This is a genomic window from Oscillospiraceae bacterium (genome assembly GCA_015068525.1).
In the GTDB taxonomy this organism is placed as follows: Bacteria; Bacillota; Clostridia; order UMGS1840; family HGM11507; genus SIG450.
In genome coordinates this window covers 1-19045 of sequence record SVKJ01000024.1, presented here as the reverse complement: position 1 = coordinate 19045, position 19045 = coordinate 1, and the positions used below count along the sequence as shown (strand labels likewise).

At 32.8% G+C, this 19045-nt stretch carries 17 protein-coding genes; 8 read left to right on the top strand and 9 right to left on the bottom strand.

Translation table 11 applies throughout. The features are described 5' to 3' along the window. Nucleotides 1-205: 205 nt before the first annotated feature. The 4 genes from E7419_07085 to E7419_07070 all read right to left on the bottom strand — a co-directional run bounded on the left by E7419_07085 (nt 206) and on the right by E7419_07070 (nt 2912). Nucleotides 206-757 (bottom strand): chromate transporter, encoded by a 552-nt coding sequence (locus tag E7419_07085; GenBank protein MBE7014951.1) that lies wholly within the window; start codon nt 755-757, stop codon nt 206-208. Beyond that, nucleotides 754-1296, bottom strand: coding sequence for a chromate transporter (locus tag E7419_07080; protein ID MBE7014950.1), 543 nt, complete (start codon nt 1294-1296; stop codon nt 754-756). Before E7419_07080 ends, E7419_07085 begins: the two co-directional genes overlap by 4 nt. Continuing rightward, on the bottom strand, nt 1297-2337 hold the full coding sequence (locus tag E7419_07075; GenBank protein MBE7014949.1) for a glycosyltransferase: 1041 nt from the start codon (nt 2335-2337) through the stop codon (nt 1297-1299). 182 nt (nt 2338-2519) lie between these two features. After that, nucleotides 2520-2912 (bottom strand): hypothetical protein, encoded by a 393-nt coding sequence (locus E7419_07070; protein ID MBE7014948.1) that lies wholly within the window; start codon nt 2910-2912, stop codon nt 2520-2522. A gap of 227 nt (nt 2913-3139) precedes the next feature. On the opposite strand from E7419_07070, the gene E7419_07065 reads away from it, so the two are divergent. Then, nucleotides 3140-3403 (top strand): HPr family phosphocarrier protein, encoded by a 264-nt coding sequence (locus tag E7419_07065; GenBank protein MBE7014947.1) that lies wholly within the window; start codon nt 3140-3142, stop codon nt 3401-3403. Between the two features lie 142 nt (nt 3404-3545). After that, nucleotides 3546-5423: an excinuclease ABC subunit UvrC gene (uvrC, locus tag E7419_07060; protein ID MBE7014946.1), complete on the top strand. Its 1878-nt coding sequence runs from the start codon at nt 3546-3548 to the stop codon at nt 5421-5423. 123 nt (nt 5424-5546) lie between these two features. On the opposite strand, the gene spo0A is transcribed toward uvrC, so the two are convergent. Next, nucleotides 5547-6362 carry a sporulation transcription factor Spo0A gene (gene spo0A / locus E7419_07055; protein ID MBE7014945.1) on the bottom strand — a complete coding sequence of 272 codons (816 nt, stop codon included), beginning with the start codon at nt 6360-6362 and terminating at the stop codon, nt 5547-5549. Nucleotides 6363-6715: 353 nt separating this feature from the next. Between spo0A and E7419_07050 the strand changes: the two genes are divergently transcribed. From E7419_07050 to E7419_07035, 4 genes are read left to right on the top strand one after another with little or no spacing between them, the layout of a single operon-like run. Next, nucleotides 6716-8710 (top strand): HlyD family efflux transporter periplasmic adaptor subunit, encoded by a 1995-nt coding sequence (locus E7419_07050; GenBank protein MBE7014944.1) that lies wholly within the window; start codon nt 6716-6718, stop codon nt 8708-8710. A gap of 15 nt (nt 8711-8725) precedes the next feature. Further along, entirely contained in the window at nt 8726-9403 is a 678-nt protein-coding gene (locus tag E7419_07045) for an ABC transporter ATP-binding protein (GenBank protein MBE7014943.1), read from the top strand. A gap of 15 nt (nt 9404-9418) precedes the next feature. Beyond that, entirely contained in the window at nt 9419-10585 is a 1167-nt protein-coding gene (locus E7419_07040; protein ID MBE7014942.1) for an FtsX-like permease family protein, read from the top strand. A 32-nt stretch (nt 10586-10617) separates the two neighbouring features. Further along, entirely contained in the window at nt 10618-12846 is a 2229-nt protein-coding gene (locus tag E7419_07035; GenBank protein ID MBE7014941.1) for a hypothetical protein, read from the top strand. 123 nt (nt 12847-12969) lie between these two features. Here the strand turns inward: E7419_07035 and E7419_07030 are convergent, their stop codons facing one another. From E7419_07030 to nadA, 4 genes are all read right to left on the bottom strand, one after another. Further along, nucleotides 12970-13482, bottom strand: a complete 513-nt coding sequence (locus E7419_07030; protein ID MBE7014940.1) for a transcription repressor NadR — start codon at nt 13480-13482, stop codon at nt 12970-12972. A gap of 449 nt (nt 13483-13931) precedes the next feature. After that, nucleotides 13932-14783, bottom strand: a complete 852-nt coding sequence (gene nadC / locus E7419_07025) for a carboxylating nicotinate-nucleotide diphosphorylase (protein MBE7014939.1) — start codon at nt 14781-14783, stop codon at nt 13932-13934. Continuing rightward, nucleotides 14776-16059 (bottom strand): L-aspartate oxidase, encoded by a 1284-nt coding sequence (locus E7419_07020; GenBank protein ID MBE7014938.1) that lies wholly within the window; start codon nt 16057-16059, stop codon nt 14776-14778. Before E7419_07020 ends, nadC begins: the two co-directional genes overlap by 8 nt. Then, entirely contained in the window at nt 16056-16958 is a 903-nt protein-coding gene (gene nadA, locus E7419_07015; GenBank protein ID MBE7014937.1) for a quinolinate synthase NadA, read from the bottom strand. The genes E7419_07020 and nadA overlap by 4 nt, the downstream gene beginning before the upstream one ends. 186 nt (nt 16959-17144) lie before the next feature. Between nadA and E7419_07010 the strand changes: the two genes are divergently transcribed. Together E7419_07010 and E7419_07005 are read left to right on the top strand one after the other, a co-directional pair. Next, a complete protein-coding gene (locus E7419_07010; GenBank protein MBE7014936.1) occupies nt 17145-18032 on the top strand; it encodes a DegV family protein in 888 nt (295 codons plus the stop codon). Nucleotides 18033-18189: 157 nt separating this feature from the next. Then, a complete protein-coding gene (locus tag E7419_07005) occupies nt 18190-19014 on the top strand; it encodes an integrase (GenBank protein ID MBE7014935.1) in 825 nt (274 codons plus the stop codon). The last annotated feature ends 31 nt before the right edge of the window (nt 19015-19045 follow it).

Genomic DNA, 19045 nt, shown 5'->3' with positions numbered 1-19045 from the left:
AATAGCGTAGCAGCCTCTAAAACCACTACGCTATAAAAAGTCTAACTTTTTGGGGTCACATCAGTTTCTCGATGATGCCCTTGCCATTTCACTTTGAATTATTAATATCTTTATTTATCAATATTCTTAAATTTTTTTAATTTTTTTGCGGTAGACCGACTTTTTCGACAGTCTGAAAGGAGATGTTTAAACATCTCCTTTTTTGTTACAATAAAATGATACCAATAATTCCTGATGCTAAAATAAAGAAAATAGGGTGGATTTTTATTTTTCTTATTAGGATAAATAAAACTGCAAATAAGATAATTTCCTTTATTTTAAATATGTTTAAAAAACTACCTAAATAATTTAAATCGAGCAGGGTAACCAAAATAATATCAAAAACAGCAGCGGATATAAGTCCGCATACGGCAGGTCTTATTCCATAAAAAGAATATTCTACAAACTTGTTATCTTTAAATTTATTTAAAAATGATGAAATTATAAGAATTATTATTATAGAGGGTAATATTAAACCTAAGGTGGAAACAATTCCTCCCAAAACTCCTGATGCGTTAAATCCTGAATAGGTTGCCATATTAACACCTATAGGACCAGGTGTAGATTCGGAAATTGCAATCATATCAGTAAGTTCCGAATGGGTAAACCAAGAATAGTTATCTGCCATATTATATAAAAAAGGAAGTGTAGCAAGACCGCCGCCCACAGCGAAAAGCCCCGCTTTGAAAAATTCATAAAAAAGTGTTAAATAAATCATTTTCTTTTCTCCTTTATTAAATTATAGGATATACCGATAATTACGGCACAAATAACTATATAAATAGGAGATAAATTAAGTGCGACAATTATCCCGAAAGTTGAAAGTGCAATTATAACCCCTAAGAAGTCCTTTATTCCTTTTTTGCAAAGACCGACAACTGAAGAAATAACAAGAGCGCATACAGCAACTCTTATTCCGTTAAATGCTTTTTGAACAATTATAAGAGAAGAAAAAGTTTTAAGAAAAGCGGCAATAATTAAAATAATTATAACAGAGGGGCAGACAACCCCTAAAGTTGCAACAACGCCGCCTTTTATTCCTTTTAGTTTATGACCTATAAAAGTTGCAACATTTACTGCGATTATTCCGGGTGTGCATTGTGATACAGCGTAATAATCAAGAAGTTCTTCTCTTGTTGCCCACCTTTTCTTATCAACAACTTCTTTTTCTAAAATCGGAAGCATTGCCATTCCGCCTCCGAAGGTCATAATACCTATTTTGAAAAAACATATAAACAACTCAAATAACAGTTTCATTTAACTCTCCCTTTTAAAAACTATGAAATTTTGTGTAAAAAAACTTATAATAAAGAAAACTATCTCAGTAACAATTTTTGCAAAAAATGCATTTAAAGAAAGTTTATAAATAAAGAAGTTAAGTACCAAAGTGTTACCTATAAGTATAACTGCAACTAAAAAATAGTATTCAATAAGTGATTTTATAATATTTTTTTTGCTTTTGAAAACGTACTTTCTGTTAATATTAAAATTAACTACGGAACTTATACATCTTGCACAGATGTTTGAAAAAGTAACAGTTTTTGAAATTCCAAAAAGACCGAATATAACTAAAAATAAACTGTAAAATCCATAGTCAACTAAAAACGAGAAAATTGACGAAGCAGAAAATTTTAAGATATTTTTATATATTCTTATTGAGTCTTTAACTGCATCAAAATGTGATGAGGAATTATTATCAATATAAATTGTTTCAATTTTGGTTTCAATTATTTTAATACCTGAATTTTTACATTCAAGCAGAACATTCATTTCATACTCGTATCTTTCGCCTTTAATGTCAATCAGATTATCAATGATTTCGTCAGAGAAAGCACGAAGCCCCGTTTGAGTATCATATACTGAAATTCCTGTAGAAATTTTGTATACAAGTCTTGTAAGCGTGTTTCCGAATCTGCTTCTCAGAGGAGTGTCCTTGTCAAAAAAACGGCTTCCCAAAACAAGAACTTTGGGATTTTCTTCGCAAAGACTTAATACTTTTTTCGCATCTTTAATAGTATGCTGACCGTCAGCATCTAAAGTAACAACTATGTAATCCTTTTTGTAGGTATCTTTAATGTATGAAAGTCCCGTCTTTAACGCTCTTCCTTTTCCTTTATTTACTTCGTGAGAAAGAACATGGCAATATTCATTTGCTTTTTGAAAAATTTCGTCAAACTCATTCCCGCTGCCGTCATTAACCACAACAGGAATAATATCCGTTTTGATTAATGATTCAATAAGGGTTATAAGTTTTATGTCAGGTTTATACGCAGGGATAAGAGCAATTTTAGTTTTCATAAAAATTTCACTCCTAATTCTCATTTTTTGCATATTCCGCCTTTGGCGGGGATATTCAAAAATATATCGCACCGAAAGGTATATCGCAGAATTCATCTTTGATGAAATCATTATAACATAAATAAAGATATATTTCAATCGAAATATATCTTGACTTTTAGTGCAGTATACAAGTTCGTATACTATTTGCTGCGTTTAATAAACTGATGATTGCATTTTCTGCAAACTATACATACTTTGCCTACGCCTTTTGGCACAGAAAGGTAAGTTTTGCATTTCGGGCAACGGAAATAATTATTCTTTTTATCACTAAGTCTTGCTTTATTCTGTCTTAACTTTCTTTTTACATCTTCATATATTTTTAAAAATTTCTGATTTTCCTTAAATCTTTGAGCCTTATTATTAGAAATAAATCGAAAAGCCGAATATAAAAAGATAATTTCACCTAAAATAATAAAAAGACGCACACGAAAAAGACTGCCAAGAAGGTTTAAAACAATTGAGGTAAGTATTGTAAAATAACCCATTTTGTCCATACCGTACATATTATAAAAAATACGCCTTAAAAAATTCATAATAATTACCACCTTAAAAAAATTTCATATAATAATATCATAGCAGACTTTATAGAAAAAACAAACAATAAATTGTTAATTTTATGTAAATTATAAAAAATAACAAAAAAGTGTTGACTTTATCTTCTAAATTTAGTATTCTAATAGTATAAAAAGATGGATTAAAATGCATATTTTTGTATTATATTTTAAAAGGTTTAAAGTCAGAAAAGGGAGAGGTATAATTTATGTACTCTAAAGATGTTGTAGTTCAAAATCAAATAGGCTTGCATGCAAGACCTGCTACATTTTTTATTCAAAAAGCAAATGAATTCAAATCAACAGTTTGGGTTGAAAAGGATGAAAGAAAGGTTAGTGCAAAGAGTTTACTTGGGGTTTTATCTTTGGGGATTACAAGAGGAACTAACATAACCATTATAGCGGAGGGCGTTGACGAAGAAACTGCTGTTAACGGCTTGGTTTCGCTTATAAATTCTAATTTCGGCGAATAAAAATATGGGGGCTGTTTTAAAACAGCCCTTTTTTTGGGTCTGTAGATTGTAGGGGAGGGCCTCCGTGCCCTCCCGTAAATGCAAAATGCAAAATGAAAGTAAAGATTTTTTTAAAATCTCTGAAATCAAATAGCTTTTTGTTATGAACATTTTTTCCTATCCCCTTTTAATAGAAGGTGTTAAAGTGAACGGTGTAATTAAAGAAAAATTAAAAATGCTTCCTGACAAGCCGGGCGTATATATTATGAAGGATGAACTTAATAATATTATATATGTCGGAAAGGCAAAAATATTAAAAAACAGAGTGCGTTCATATTTTGTAAAAAGTGCAAACCATAATAACAAGGTTTTAAAAATGATAGACTGCATTTATGACCTTAACTGGATTGTAACCGATTCTGAAATTGAAGCGCTTATTTTGGAATGCAATCTTATAAAAAGGCATCGTCCCAAATATAATATTTTACTAAAAGACGATAAAACTTTTCCATATATAAAAATTACAACATCGGAAGATTATCCCCGAATTATGATGACAAGAAAGGTGGATAATAAAAAGGATAAATTTTTTGGCCCATACGTGAGTTCCTATTCAGTAAAAGAGGTAATCGACCTTCTTAGAAAAACGTATGGAATAAGAAGTTGCAATCTTGATTTGAAAAAAGAGTATAAGGGCAGAGAATGTCTTAATTACCATATAAATCAATGCTCCTGTCCGTGTATGAAATATATTTCCAAAGAAGACTATAATAACAATATAAAAGAAATTATCCGTTTTCTTAATGGTAAAGAAGATGGTATATTAAAGAAACTTAAAGCCGATATGGAAAAGGCGAGCAGTGAACTTAAATTTGAACTTGCAGGCGAGTTAAGAGACAGGATAAATCATATAAATCAAATATCCGAAAAGCAGAAAATATCTGCACCTAAAAATTCGGATATAGATGTTTTGGGTATTTACGATGACGAGGAAAAAACTTGCGTTACCGTAATGTTTATAAGAAACGGGAAAATGCTTGGCAGTAAAAATATGTTCTTCAAATCAGGAGAAGAAAAAGAAGAGGTCTTAAAGGAATTTATCAAACAGTTTTATGATGCTTCTTTTTATATTCCAAAGGAAATAATTATTCCCTTTACGTTTTCCGATATGGAACTTATAGGCGAGTTCCTTTCTGCAAAGAAAGGTTCTAATGTAATCTTAAATTACGCTAAACTGGGGAAAAAGAAACAACTTTCTCTCCTTGCTCTAAATAATGCAAAAGAGGGGCTTAAACAGAAAAAAGGAAATAAATTTGAAAGCGGACTTTATGAACTTAAAGAACTTCTTAATTTAGAAAAAATTCCTGAAAGAATTGAAGTTTATGATATTTCAAATACGGGCGGAAAAGATATTGTTGGGTTTATGACTGTTTTTGAAAACGGGAAACCAAATCCTAAAGAGTACAGAAAATTTAAAATAAAATATCATACTGAGCAGGATGACTACGGAGCAATGTATGAGGTTATTTACAGAAGACTTATACACTATTTAGAAGACAGGCTGAAACTTGAAAACGGAGAGGACAGAGAGAAACTTAAATTTATAAATCTTCCCGATTTAATTTTTGTTGACGGCGGAATGAACCACGTTAAAGTTGGCAAAAATGCTGTAAAGATGGCAGAACTTTCAATTGATGTTTTCGGGCTTGTAAAAGATAATAAACATAAAACCCGCGATATAACTGATGATTGTAAAGAATATGAATGTTACTTAAAGAAAAATGCTTTTAACCTTGTTTCAAAAATGCAGGATGAAACGCATAATCAGGCAGTAAAATTCCATCATCATTTGCGAACAAATAATCTTATCAGGTCAGACCTTTTAAATATTGACGGCATCGGGGATAAAACAAGGCAGAAATTATTTTCTTATTTTGAAACTATTGACAATATAAAAAATGCATCTAAGGAAGAGTTAAATAAAGTTGTAAACAAAACTTTAGCCGAAAAAATATATAATTATTATCATAAAAACGAATAATCCACCATAAAAGGGACAGTCCCTTTTATGGTGGATTTTCTAATAAACTGCCAAAATCAATACCACTGCGAAAGCAATACCACTCGACATAAGGCGAATAAAACTGCCGTCAGGCAATACCACTTATTTAGCCAGCATACTTTGATTCTGCAGTCTTAATCTGTCTGCAATCATTGCTATAAATTCCGAATTTGTAGGCTTTCCTTTATTTGAAGAAACAGTATATCCGAATATTTTGTTTAAAGTTTCTTCTTCCCCTCTGTTCCATGCTACCTCAATTGCATGACGGATTGCACGTTCGACTCTTGGAGGCGTTGTATTATACTCTTTTGCAACTTCGGGATAAAGTTCTTTGGTTACAGAGTTTATAATATCTTCGTCAATGATTGTTTTTTTAATCGCACATCTTAAATATTTGTAGCCTTTTATATGCGCAGGTATTCCCACTTTGTGAATTATATTTGTCACTTTCGACTCTATGATTTCGTCAATATTATTTGTTATATATGAATTCTCATCTACTTTTTCCTCGCTCATTTTAAATATATTATTTTCTTCTATATCAGTTGTCAGTTTCTTTATTATTTTAATAAGATTATCAGGATTGCATGGCTTTGCGATAAAGTAATTTGCACCGTATTCCATACACTGCCTTATTATCTTATCTGTAGTAACAGCAGTTGCAACGACTACCATGGGCATTCTTCTTAAATTAAGATGCGATAGTTCCTCTAAAATTTCAATTCCGTCTTTAAAAGGAAGTATCAGGTCGCAAATAATAATGTCAGGCATTATTTCCTTTATGGATTCTATAACCTCTCTTCCATCCGTAATATGCTTTGAAAACTCAATGCTTTCTTCTTTTTCTATCGCTTTTGTAAGTTGTTCTTTAAATACAATGCTATCATCTGCAAGCAGTACCTTAATTTTTTTACTCATTTTCTTTTTATCTCCTTTTTTATATGAATTATTTGGTTGTATTTCCATTATATACCATTTTTTTCATAAAAGCAAGAGAAATTTAACAAAAATGGAAAAAATATCCATTAAATCAGAAAAAAGTTGTAATTTATAGTAAAATAGTGTAGTATAAATTAGGGGATTGGAAAAAATCTTTACATTAGAATAAAAAATATATAATTTTTATATACTTATATGTGATAATTCCTACTTTTTGCGGTCTGGAGTTTTTTTACATCCCTAAATTTACAGTTTATTCATAATAAATACACAGTATTATCACATAAAAATATTATTGTATAATAGAAAAAATATCCGGAGGTACATACTATATGAAACTAAGTATTAAGAATATTTTTAAAAAAGCAGGAAATAAGGAAGAAATTATTTCGCGCTATAAGAATATGAGTAAAAAAACAAAAAGGATAATTGCGCTTTGTCTTGCTGGTGTTATTTTAGTATCAGTCGGAGCAGTCGCTTTTATTAAAAATAAAAAAGGCGATGATACTGCGATAAATACTGCAGTTGCCAATATGGGCAGAGTAAGGTCGGTTATAAGTGCTTCAGGAACAATTCAGCCTAAAGATAAATACGAAGTTGTTTCTTCGGTAAGAGGAGATGTTCTGTCGGATACATTTGAAGTCGGCGACTCTGTTAAAAAAGGTGACGTATTATATGAACTTGATAAAGATGATATGGCGGACACTTTGGAAAAAGCCGAACTTTCTATGGAAAGAACCCGTGATTCATATAATGATACAATGGAAAACGTTAATGATTTAACTGTAAAAGCACCTATTTCGGGTGTTATTTCCCAGATGTTTGTATCAGAGGGCGACAGTGTTTCAAACGGTACTAAAATATGTGAAATTATAGATAAATCCAAAATGACACTTACTATTCCGTTTAATACATCAGATATAGGGTACATAGGCGAAGGATTTATTGCAGACGTTACGCTTCAGAATTCATTTTATAAAACTACAGGTGTTGTAAAAAGAGTATCAACAGGTTCTTTGATAAATGACCTTAATGTTGCGGTTTCTTATGTTGATATTGAAGTTGAAAATCCGGGAGGTATCACAACAAGCGATACTGCAACAGCAGTTATAAATACCATTGCCTGTAACAGTGCAGGAACATTCAGTTATGCAGGCAAAAAAACTGTAAGCGCCAAAGTATCAGGAGATATTGCAACAATTTATAATGATATAGGCGATCAGGTGTACGAAGGCTCGACTATCCTTGTTATTGAAAGTGATTCAGTTAAGGACAGTATGAAAAATGCCAACAGAACATTAAGAGAAGCACAAATTTCTCTTGATAAAACCTATGAACAGTTAGAAGATTATACAATTACTGCAAAAATTGACGGTACAATTATTGAAAAAAATATTAAAGCAGGGGACACTTTAGATAACACAAACGGTAATACAACCATGTGCGTTATTGCAGATATGTCGGTAATCAGTTTTACAATCTCGGTTGACGAACTTGATGTAGAAAAGATAGAAATTGACCAGAAAGTTGATATTACGGCAGATGCACTTCCTAATAAAAGATTTTCAGGGCATGTAAACAGTATAAATATTAACGGTGCAACATCTAACGGTGTTACGACATATCCTGTGGAAGTTATAGTGGATAATCCTGAAGGTATGCTTCCTGGTATGAATGTTAATGCAGAAATAGTAATTGAGGAGAAATATAATATACTTGTTGTTCCTGTTTCCGCAGTTATGAGAGGAAATATTGTTTATGTAAAAGAGGAAGATGCAAAGAAGAATGACCTTGAAATAATATCACAAAAAGATAACGATAAAAATAATAAAACAGATAATAAAAACCCAAATAATAAGACCGAAACACAAAAAGGCGCAGGGGAAAATACTAAAACAGACAGTAAAACTATGCCAAACAGTCAACAAACACTAAACAGTCAGCAAACATCAAAAGGTCAGCAAACACCAAACGCACAGCAGACTCCAAACAGTCAGCAAAGTGCATCAAAAGATCCAAATAATTCAGGTAACCAGAATAGATCTCAAATGCCTTCTAATATGAATATAAGGCTTGGGGATATCCCTGAAGGTTTTGTTGCAGTACGTGTTACAACGGGAATAAATGATGACGATTTTATAGAAATAACAAGCGGTCTTAAAGAAGGGGTAACAGTATATGTAAAATCAACTTCTTCTTCAACAAATAATATGAATATGATGAGAATGCCCGGCGGTATGGGTGGCGGAATGCCCGGAGGTATGGGCGGTATGTCAGGTGGTTCAGGCGCAAGAACCAATTCCACGCAAAACCGTCAAAGAAATTAAGAGAGGACGACAGGTTTGATAAAATTAGAGAATATATATAAGATTTATCAGAGCGGAGAAGATGAAATTCACGCTCTTGACGGAATTAATCTGCATATAGAAAAAGGTGAACTTACTGCGATTGTCGGTCAGTCAGGTTCAGGAAAATCTACAGCAATGAATATTATAGGTTGTTTAGATGTTCCTACAAGCGGACAGTATTACCTTTTGGGCAAAGATGTCAGTCATCTTTCGGAAGACGAACTTGCAGATATAAGAAATAAAACTTTGGGATTTATATTCCAGCAATATAATCTTATTCCAAAACTTAATTTACTTGAAAATGTTGAACTTCCCTTAGTGTATAGAGGTGTGCCTAAAGAGAAAAGAGAAAAGATGGCAAGAGAATCTTTAGAAAGAGTTGGACTTTCGGGCAGAGAAAAATATTATCCCTCTCAACTTTCGGGAGGTCAGCAACAGCGTGTATCTATTGCCAGAGCATTAGCAGGAGAACCATCTGTTATTTTAGCAGATGAGCCTACAGGTGCACTTGATTCCAAAACGGGCAGGGAAGTATTGGAATTTTTAAAGAAATTACATTCTGAGGGCAACACAGTTGTTATAATTACTCACGATAACAGTATTGCAGAACAGTGCAAAAGAATAGTGAGAATTCAGGATGGAAAAATTATTTCTGATGAAAAAACAGAGTAGGAAAGGAAACAAAAAATGAATTTTAAGCAATCGTTTACTTTAGCGATAAAGAGTCTTATGTCAAGTAAGTTAAGGTCTTTTCTTACTATGCTCGGTATAATTATCGGTGTTGCAGCAGTTATTGCACTTGTAAGCGTAGTCGAAGGAATGACTAACGAAATGAAAAAAACTTTTGAAAGTATGGGTACTAATCTTATAACCGTTTCGGTAAGGGGAAGAGGTTCGTCAAGAGCAATATCCCCTGAAGATATGATTGAACTTTCTATGGAAAACCCTGATGTTCTGATGGGGTGTTCACCTAATGCCCAGACTTCTCAAACGGTAAAAGTTGATAATAATAACATAACAACAAGTGTTATCGGCGTCAGCGAAGACTTTATGTCAATAAGAAATATTGAACTTTCAGAGGGGCGTTTTATTGAATATATTGATGTTGATAAAAAGCAAAAAGTGTGTGTTGTAGGAACTTACATAGTGAAAGAATTATTTAACGGTGCATCGCCCATTGGCGAAACTTTAAAAATTGGAAATGATGTATTTACGGTTGTAGGTGTACTTACTGAAAAGGCGGACTCTCAGGAAACGGGCGAAGATAACAGAATTTTTATTCCTTACACAAAGGCATCAAGGTATGCAATGATAACGGCATATTATTTCAGTGCAACTGATGAAAACACCATTGATAAAGCAAAAGCGGTTATAGAAAATTATTTGTATAAGAAATTTTCAAATTCAAATGCTTATTCGGTTACTGCGATGTCTGAAATGGTAGAAACGCTTGATGACCTTACAGGGAAAATGACCTTGATGCTTGTGGCAATAGCAGGTATATCTCTTCTTGTAGGAGGTATCGGTATTATGAATATAATGCTCGTATCTGTAACAGAGAGAACAAGGGAAATAGGTATAAGAAAATCACTGGGAGCAAAACACAAAGACATTATGAGCCAGTTTGTTGTAGAAGCGGCAACCTCCAGTGTGATGGGAGGCGTCATTGGAATTGTTCTCGGGGCGGTACTGTCCTTTGCATTCGGTAAATTTATGGGAATGACGGTTGTTCCGTCGTTTAATGCAGTATTTATAGCATTTTCAGTATCAGCCCTTATAGGTATAACATTTGGTTATTTCCCGGCAAAAAAAGCCGCGAAACTTAACCCGATAGACGCGTTAAGATATGATTAAAATTATTTTAATTAAAATGAAAGGATAAAAATATGAAAAGATTACTGTGTTTTACACTTTTAATTAGTATGCTTTTATCATTTAGCGTATTTAATGTTTCAGCAAAAGAATATTCTTTTGATGATATGGCAGACTTTTTATCAAAAATGGATATACTTCACGGGGACGCTTCTAAAGGCGGAGATTATGATTTTTACTCATATCTTACAAGAGCGCAGTTTGCAAAAATTGCAGTTATGGCATCCCCTTATAAAAACAGTGTACCGGTGGGAACAAATACTTCTCCTTACAGCGATGTGTCAAGAGAACACTGGGCGGCAGGTTATATCAAAGTAGCAGCAACAAACAGGATTGTAACAGGGTATCCTGATTCCACATTCAGACCTGAAGCAACAGTTTTACTTGAAGAAGCGGTTACAATTATGCTTAAACTTTTAGGCTATGAAAACGCGGATTTCGGCGGAGAATGGCCTTACGGTCAGATGGGTATTGCTTCTAATTTAGGGCTTCTTGACAATGTTTCTGCAACCGTAGGAAACCCAATGACAAGAATTGACGCAATTGCCCTTGTATATAACACATTAAATGAGAACACAAAAAACGGAAACTCTTATCTTCAGACCCTTGGTTATCAGCTATATGAAGAAGTCGTTTTGATTTCTTCTTCTTATGAGAATTCAAATATTGATTCTGATAAAGTTGTTACCTCAAACGGAACATATAAAGTTTCTAAAAACTTTGACTTTTCAAAAGTAGGGTCCAAAGGAGATATGCTTTTAAAGAATAACAAAGAAATTGCAGGCTTTTTTGCAGACGGAAAGTCAAAAGAAACTTATGTGGTAATGGGTGTTCTTTCAGAAGATATTATTGTTAAAAAAGGAACACAAAGCGAAGTTTTAGACTTAACTGATGACACTGAGGCATATTATAATAATACTAAAATAACAGCAAGTTCGCTTTCTCAAAGGGTAAAAGCAGGGGACAGTATAAGTGTTATAAAAGATAACAACAATAATGTTAAATATGTTATAGTTGACAATAAATCTATGGAAGGCCCATTAAGAGTTACATCAACTAATTTCCTTTCTTCTCTTTCTATGAATGCAAGTGACGTAACAATAATTAAAGGCGGTAATGTTGTAACTTTAAGTGATATTTCTATAAACGATATAATATATTATTCAAAAGCATTAAATACAGTTTGGGCATACTCTGATAAGAGAGTTGGAATATATGAAAATGCACTTCCAAATCAGGAAACACCGACTCAGGTAGTTATTTCAGGAAATACCTATGAATTAGAGAGTGCAGAAGCGTTTTCTAAACTTTCTTCAACAGGAACTGTTAAACTCGGACAGACTGTGACAGTTCTTCTTGGAAAGGATGGAAAAATCGCAGACGTTCTTACAAATGGCGTAAATTCAGACGAAATTTACGGATACGCTTTGGAAACAGGCTCTAAAGAATATACTTTAAATACTGAAAAGTATTTATCTTACTATATAAAAATAGCAACTCCTGACGGGAACACTCACGAATATGAAACTGATAAAGAATATTCAGGGTTAAGGGGTAAGGTAGTTAAAATCTCGTTCTCTGATTCTTATGCAAAACCTGTAGTTGTATCAGGAGGCGGAGCATCGGGCGTATTTAATTATAGCGGAGGAAATTTTGGCTCTCAAAAACTTTCTTCAAATGTTTCTGTAATTGATGTTAAAGAAACTACAGTTTCAGAAAACGGAGAATTCATTAAAGTTTATCCTTTAAGAATAAACGGTGTAAATATAAAGTCAGATGACGTTCTTTATGTAAATAAAAATGCAAACGGTGAAATTACAGAGTTGATTTTAAAAGAAGTTACAGGGGACACTTATCAGTACGGAATGATTGTTTCGGCAAATGAAAGAGGCGGAACAACTTATCTCTCAAACGGTGCCGAAAAAAGCACAGGAACATTTTTTACCGTAAAACCTAAAACCTTTGTTCGTCTTGATTTAAGAGGCAGTCAGTTAAGCGGTGTTCACGCAATAAATTCAGTAGGAAATGTTAAAGAACTTACTGCAACTTATGTGAAAGATTCTAATGGAAAAATCTATACAATAAGCGACAGTGTCCAGGTTTATACTGTTGACTATAATTTTAACTATAATTTGTCAACTCTTACTGAAGCGGTTACTAACAGCAGTAAATACTCTATTTCAGCATATTATGATAAAGAAGACAGCGAGGGCGGCAGAGTAAGAATTATTATACTAAGATAACTAAAAACAGCAGTGTTTATAATAAACACTGCTGTTTTTTACCTAACAGGAAAAATTATCCAATAATCCACCATAAAAGGGACAGACCCTTTTATGGTGGAAAGTTTACATAATATCTATTTGTTAGATTTCAGGGACAATAAAATTCTTTTTATTTAACTCTTCTTCAATTTTAGTTAAAGTTTCAAAAGAGTCGGCTTTAACCGTATGATAGTGATAGCCGTCAGTAATATGCATAAGTTCGGTTGATTTTCCGCTTTTTATTCCTTCGATAAATTTATCTACACCTGAAAGCGAAAAAATATTAAGGTCTGCTTTTATTTTTCCGTAAACTTTGTGCCAGACAAAAACATCGGCAACAATTCCTCCCAAACCAACAATAAGTTTAAGTTCTTCTTCGGTTTCTTTACTTGTATGTTTTACTTTATAAACCCTTTCGCATAGCGGAGATGAATTTATGATATAGCCACGGTTAGTAGATATAATATCATATCCCGAAGCCTTAAGAATTGCAATATCTGATACTATAATCTGTCTTGAACAGTTAAGTTCTTTCGCAAGATCACTGCCCGATACGGCGCTTTTTTTGGAAGTGAGTATTAAAGCAAGTTCTTTTCTTCTCTCAAAAGGTTTCACTAAGGTAATCCTCCTATAGGCACTCGGGAGCCAAAACACCTTATGCCTTAAATTTGTTAAATTTTAATCTTTTTAATTTGTCGTCCTCGAAAGGCGACGAGCATTCCTTCGTCCTTCGCATCAAAAATCTTAGAAATTTTCCTGCGTTTAAACCATAAGGGGTTCGACTCCCGAATGCCTAAGCAGATGCGTTAATATCCGAACCCGCCAAAACCTTTAAAATCCGGCTTTTTTGTCGTTGTCGATTTTGATATACCTCGTATTATCGAAATCTTCCGTCTAAAAAAATCTCGAATTTAAAAGGTTTATGGTTCCTTGAATTTATTGTCTGGATTTTTTTGTTAATGCGAGGCAAAAACGGAACGAATATTAACATATTTGCGAGTATTTTAACGATGCAGTAGCGAAAAAATCCGACAAGAAACGAGTTCGGATACTAACGCATCTGCTTATATCGCATGAAGATTTTTTAAGGATAAATCAAGTATCGGAGCAGAGTGAGTTAATGCTCCGCTGGAAATATAGTCAACACCGATATCGGTAAGATTTTTAATGTTCTCTTTTGTAACATTTCCACTGCATTCAGTTTCTGCTTTCCCTTTTGCCATTTCAACTGCAGTTTTCATATCCTCAGGCGCCATATTATCAAGCATAACAATATCTGCACCGGCATCCAATGCTTCTTTTAACATATCTAAATTTTCAACTTCAATTTCAATTTTTCTAACAAACGGTGCATACTCTTTTGCCATTTTAACAGCATTTGCAACACTTCCCGCAGCACCTATATGATTGTCTTTAAGTAAAATACCGTCACTCAGATTATATCTGTGATTAAAGCCACCGCCTACTTTAACTGAATATTTTTCAAAAATACGCATATTTGGAGTGGTCTTTCTTGTGTCTAAAAGTTTTGTTTTTGTGCCTTTTAGCAAAGATGCAACTTCATTTGTGTATGTGGCAATACCACTCATTCTTTGTAAGTAATTAAGAGCAGTCCTTTCCCCTGAAAGCAAAACTCTTATATCTCCTTTTATAATTCCGATTAAATCTTTGGGTTTAACTTTATCTCCGTCTTTAAAATAAAATTCAAACTCGGTATTCTCATCTAAAAGTTCAAAAACTCTTTTAAATATCTGAAGCCCGCAAATAATTCCTTCCTGTTTTGCAATTAATTCTACCTGTCCCAATTTATATGATGGCATAACGGAATTTGTACTTATGTCTTCGCTTGTTATATCTTCTTTAAGTGCGCCAAGTATCAGTTCATCGGCATTAAGTAACATACTTATACTATTCATTTTTTAATTTCTCCTTTTCTATCTCTTCTCTTACTTTAGTTTTGTATTTTTTCTGATAATTGTCATAATCTGCTATGTTTATATTGAACTCTTGATTTTCGTTTTTGTTATAGTTTTTAGTAATATCCAAAGATGCCCTTTTTGCAAAAACAAGGCTTTCAAGTAAAGAATTACTCGCAAGACGGTTTTTTCCGTGAACACCGTTGCAGGCAGTTTCTCCTACCGCATAAAGTTTTTTCATAGAAGTTTTTGCATCTAAATCAATTTTAATTCCACCCATAAAATAATGCTGAGCAGGAACAATCGGAATATTATCTTTGGTTATATCATATCCGTTGTCTTTACAATGGCTTAAAATATTCGGGAAATGGGATTTGATTTCTTCTTTAGGAATACCGCAAAGAGAGAGCCATACATTTTGTGAATTTTCTTTCTCCATTTCCTTATATATTGCCTTTGTAACAACATCTCTTGGCAGAAGTTCGTTAACAAATCTTTCGCCTTTTCTATTAAGTAAAACGGCACCTTCACCACGAACTGATTCAGATATAAGAAAACTGCGTTCCTTTTTTTCGGTATATAAAGTTGTAGGGTGAATTTGTATGTAATGAATATTTTCAAGTTCAATATTATGCTTTAAAGAAATGTATAAAGCATCTCCCGTAAGGTGAGGAAAGTTTGTCGAGTGATTAAATAATCCTCCTATACCTCCTGTTGCAAATATTGTGTAATCTGCATATAATTTAACAAACTCAAAATTACTGTCGTGGCATACTATACCATAGCACTTGTTGTCTTTAGTTAGTATATCCACCATTGTGTATTCTTCAAGCAAGGTAATATTATCTTTAAGTTTTACAAGATTTAAAAGATGGGAAGTTATTTCTTTTCCTGTTTCATCTTTGTGAAAAAGAATTCGTGGTTTTGAATGAGCACCTTCTTTAGTATATAGAAATTCTCCGTCTTCCTTTGTAAAACGAACACCTTTTTTAACTAAATCGTCAATTATTCCTCTTGATGATTTAATCATAACCTCAACCGATTCAGGATTATTTTCAAAATGCCCTGCTTTCAGGGTATCGTTATAAAAATCCTCATAATCGTCTTCATCTTTTAAAACACAAATCCCGCCTTGCGCAAGAAATGAATCACTTTCTTCTGCTTTCGATTTTGTTATAATTGTTATTTTTTTGTCTTCAGGTAAGTTAAGAGCAGAGTACAGACCGCTTACTCCACACCCTGCAATCACTATATCAGTTTTAATTTCTTTTATCATATATTTAACATTCTTTCAAGTGGCTTATAAGCCTTGTCAATGGTTTCTTTATCTAACTTAACTTCGTTTTCCAAATTTTCAAGAGATTTTAAGATGTTCTCTAATGTGTTTAATTTCATATCCTTGCATACAGGAGTAGTTTTAACAAAATAAAACTTCTTTTCGGGACAGTTCTTCTTAAGTTCAAATAAAACTCCCTCTTCGGTAAGGATTATGTATTCATTGTTTTTATCTTTTTTTACAAACTCAATAATATCTAACGTGCTTCCTAAAAAGTCTGCTGTATCCGATACCTCTTTGTTACATTCAGGGTGAGCAAGTATAAGTGCATTTGGGTGTTTTTTCTTTTGTTCTAAAACCTCGTCTGAACTTATCTTATCATGAATAGGGCAGTACCCGTCATTTAAAATAATGTTTTTATCTTTAACATTTTCTTTAACAAACCTGCCTAAATTCTTGTCGGGAATAAAAAATATGTTTTTGTTAGGAAGTTTATTAACAATATTTAAAGCGTTTGAAGATGTAACACATATATCAGAATATGATTTTAATTCGACTGTTGAGTTAACATAACAAACAACTGCCAGATCGTCATATTCCTTTCTTAATTTTTCTATTTTTTCTTTTGTTGCCATATGAGCCATAGGGCAGTCAGCAGTACTGTCAGGCATAATTACCGTTTTATCAGGATTAAGAATTTTCGCACTCTCTCCCATAAACGATACACCGCAAAATACAATTACATCGCACTTAGTATCTTTAGCAACTTTTGCAAGATAAAACGAATCTCCAACAAAATCTGCAATTTCCTGAACTTCAGCCGGTGCATAAAAATGTGCAAGTATAACTGCATTCTTTTCTTCTTTTATTTTTAGTATTTTTTCTTTAGTGTTTTCCATAATTTCCAACCTTTTTACACAGAAATTTCACATAATTATAACACTAAACTTTACAACTGTCAAGTTAACTGTAAAGTTTTTGTCTATAATTTAAAGAATATAAAATTTTTTTATTGAAAATAACGATATTTGGTGTTAAAATAAAAGAAGAAAATAAGAAAATTTATATATAAGGAGGCGTTTAATATGAGTGATTTTGTATTAGCGTGTGCAACAACTGCAGATATGCCTAAAAGTTTTTTTGAGGAAAGAAATATTGAATACATATATTTCCATTTTCTTATGGATGATAAACAGTATGATGATGATTTTGGTGAAAGTTATCCTTACAAAGACTTTTATCAGAGAATTGCAGACGGCGGAATGCCTACAACCTGCCAGATAAATGTTGATGAGCATATGGAGTTTTTTGAAAAGTTTTTAAAAGAGGGCAAGGATGTGCTCTTTGTATCCTTATCTTCAGGAATTTCAGGTTCATTTAATTCCAGCCAGATTGCAGCAAATGAACTTAGTGAAAAATACCCTGACAGGAAAATAAAAGTGGTTGATTCCCTTGCAGCGTCCTCAGGATACGGGCTTTTTATGAACGAATTATATAAACTAAAGCAGGAAGGAAAATCAATTGACGAAGTGTATGACTGGGCAGAAGAAAATAAATTAAATGTCCATCACTGGTTCTTTACCTCTGACTTAACTCATTTTAAAAGAGGTGGAAGAGTTTCGGCATCATCAGCCTTTTTTGGTACAATTCTTGGAATTTGTCCTTTAATGAATGTAAGTTTTGAAGGTAAACTTATTCCTCGTAAAAAAATAAGAGGTAAGAAAACTGTTGTCAAAGAAACTGTTAAAATGATGGAAGAGCATGCAATAGGAGGACTTGATTACAGCGGCGAATGTTATATATCTAATTCCGACTGTATTGAAGATGCTATGGCAGTTAAAGATTTGGTTGAAGAAAAATTCCCTAAACTAAAAGATAAAGTTGTAGTTACCGATATCGGCGCAGTTATCGGCTCTCACACAGGAAGAGGAACAGTTGCCCTGTTCTTTATGGGAGATAAGAGAATAGACTAACAATAATATTAAAATAACCGCATTGGGTGCTATCCTGATGCGGTATTTTTAACGCCAAAATCAACAATGGACGCAAAAGGGACAGACCCTTTTGCGTCCATTTTTAGTTTCACATTATCAAAAATCATTTTTTGTATATAATAGTAAGGGGTGAAAAATGATGATAACAAAAGAAAAACTTGAAAAATTTAAAAATTATCTATACGAGGAGGAGAAAAGTGAAAACACAATTTTAAAATATTTAAGGGACCTTAATTTCTTTTCCAAGTGGCTTGGCGAAAAAGAAATTACGAAAAAAGAAGTTTTGGATTTTAAAAAAGACTTAATAGAAAAATATGCTCCTGCATCAGTAAATTCAATGCTTTCGTCACTTAACGCTTTTTTTGAATATAATAACTGGCAGAACCTGAAAGTTAAAACTTTAAAAATTCAAAAACAAATATTTTCAAATAAAGAACTTACAAAAGTGGAATACGAACGGCTTCTTAAAAGTGCAAAAGAGAATAAAAAATTATATTGCCTTATACAAACAATATGTTCTTCGGGGATACGAGTATCGGAATTAAAATATATAACTTGCGAGGCAGTAAAAAATAAAGAAGCAGTTATTAACTTAAAAGGAAAAATGAGAGTTGTTATATTGCCTGACGGTTTGTGCCGTCTGCTTGCAGGCTATATCAGAGAGAATAATATTAAAAATGGTCCGGTATTTTTAACGAGAAATAACAAACCAATAGACAGAACTTCGATATGGAAAATGTTAAAGAGTCTTTGCAAAAAAGCAAATGTCCCAAAAGAAAAAGTCTTTCCACATAATTTAAGGCATCTTTTTGCAAGAACATTTTATGCCGTTAAGAAAGATATAGTCCGTCTTGCTGATATATTAGGACATTCAAGCATAAATACAACAAGAATTTATACAATGGAAACAGGAAAAATCCACAGAATGCAGATCCAGAAATTAGGACTTGTTTATCTGTAAATTAAAAAAGCAACATAATTGAAATTATGTT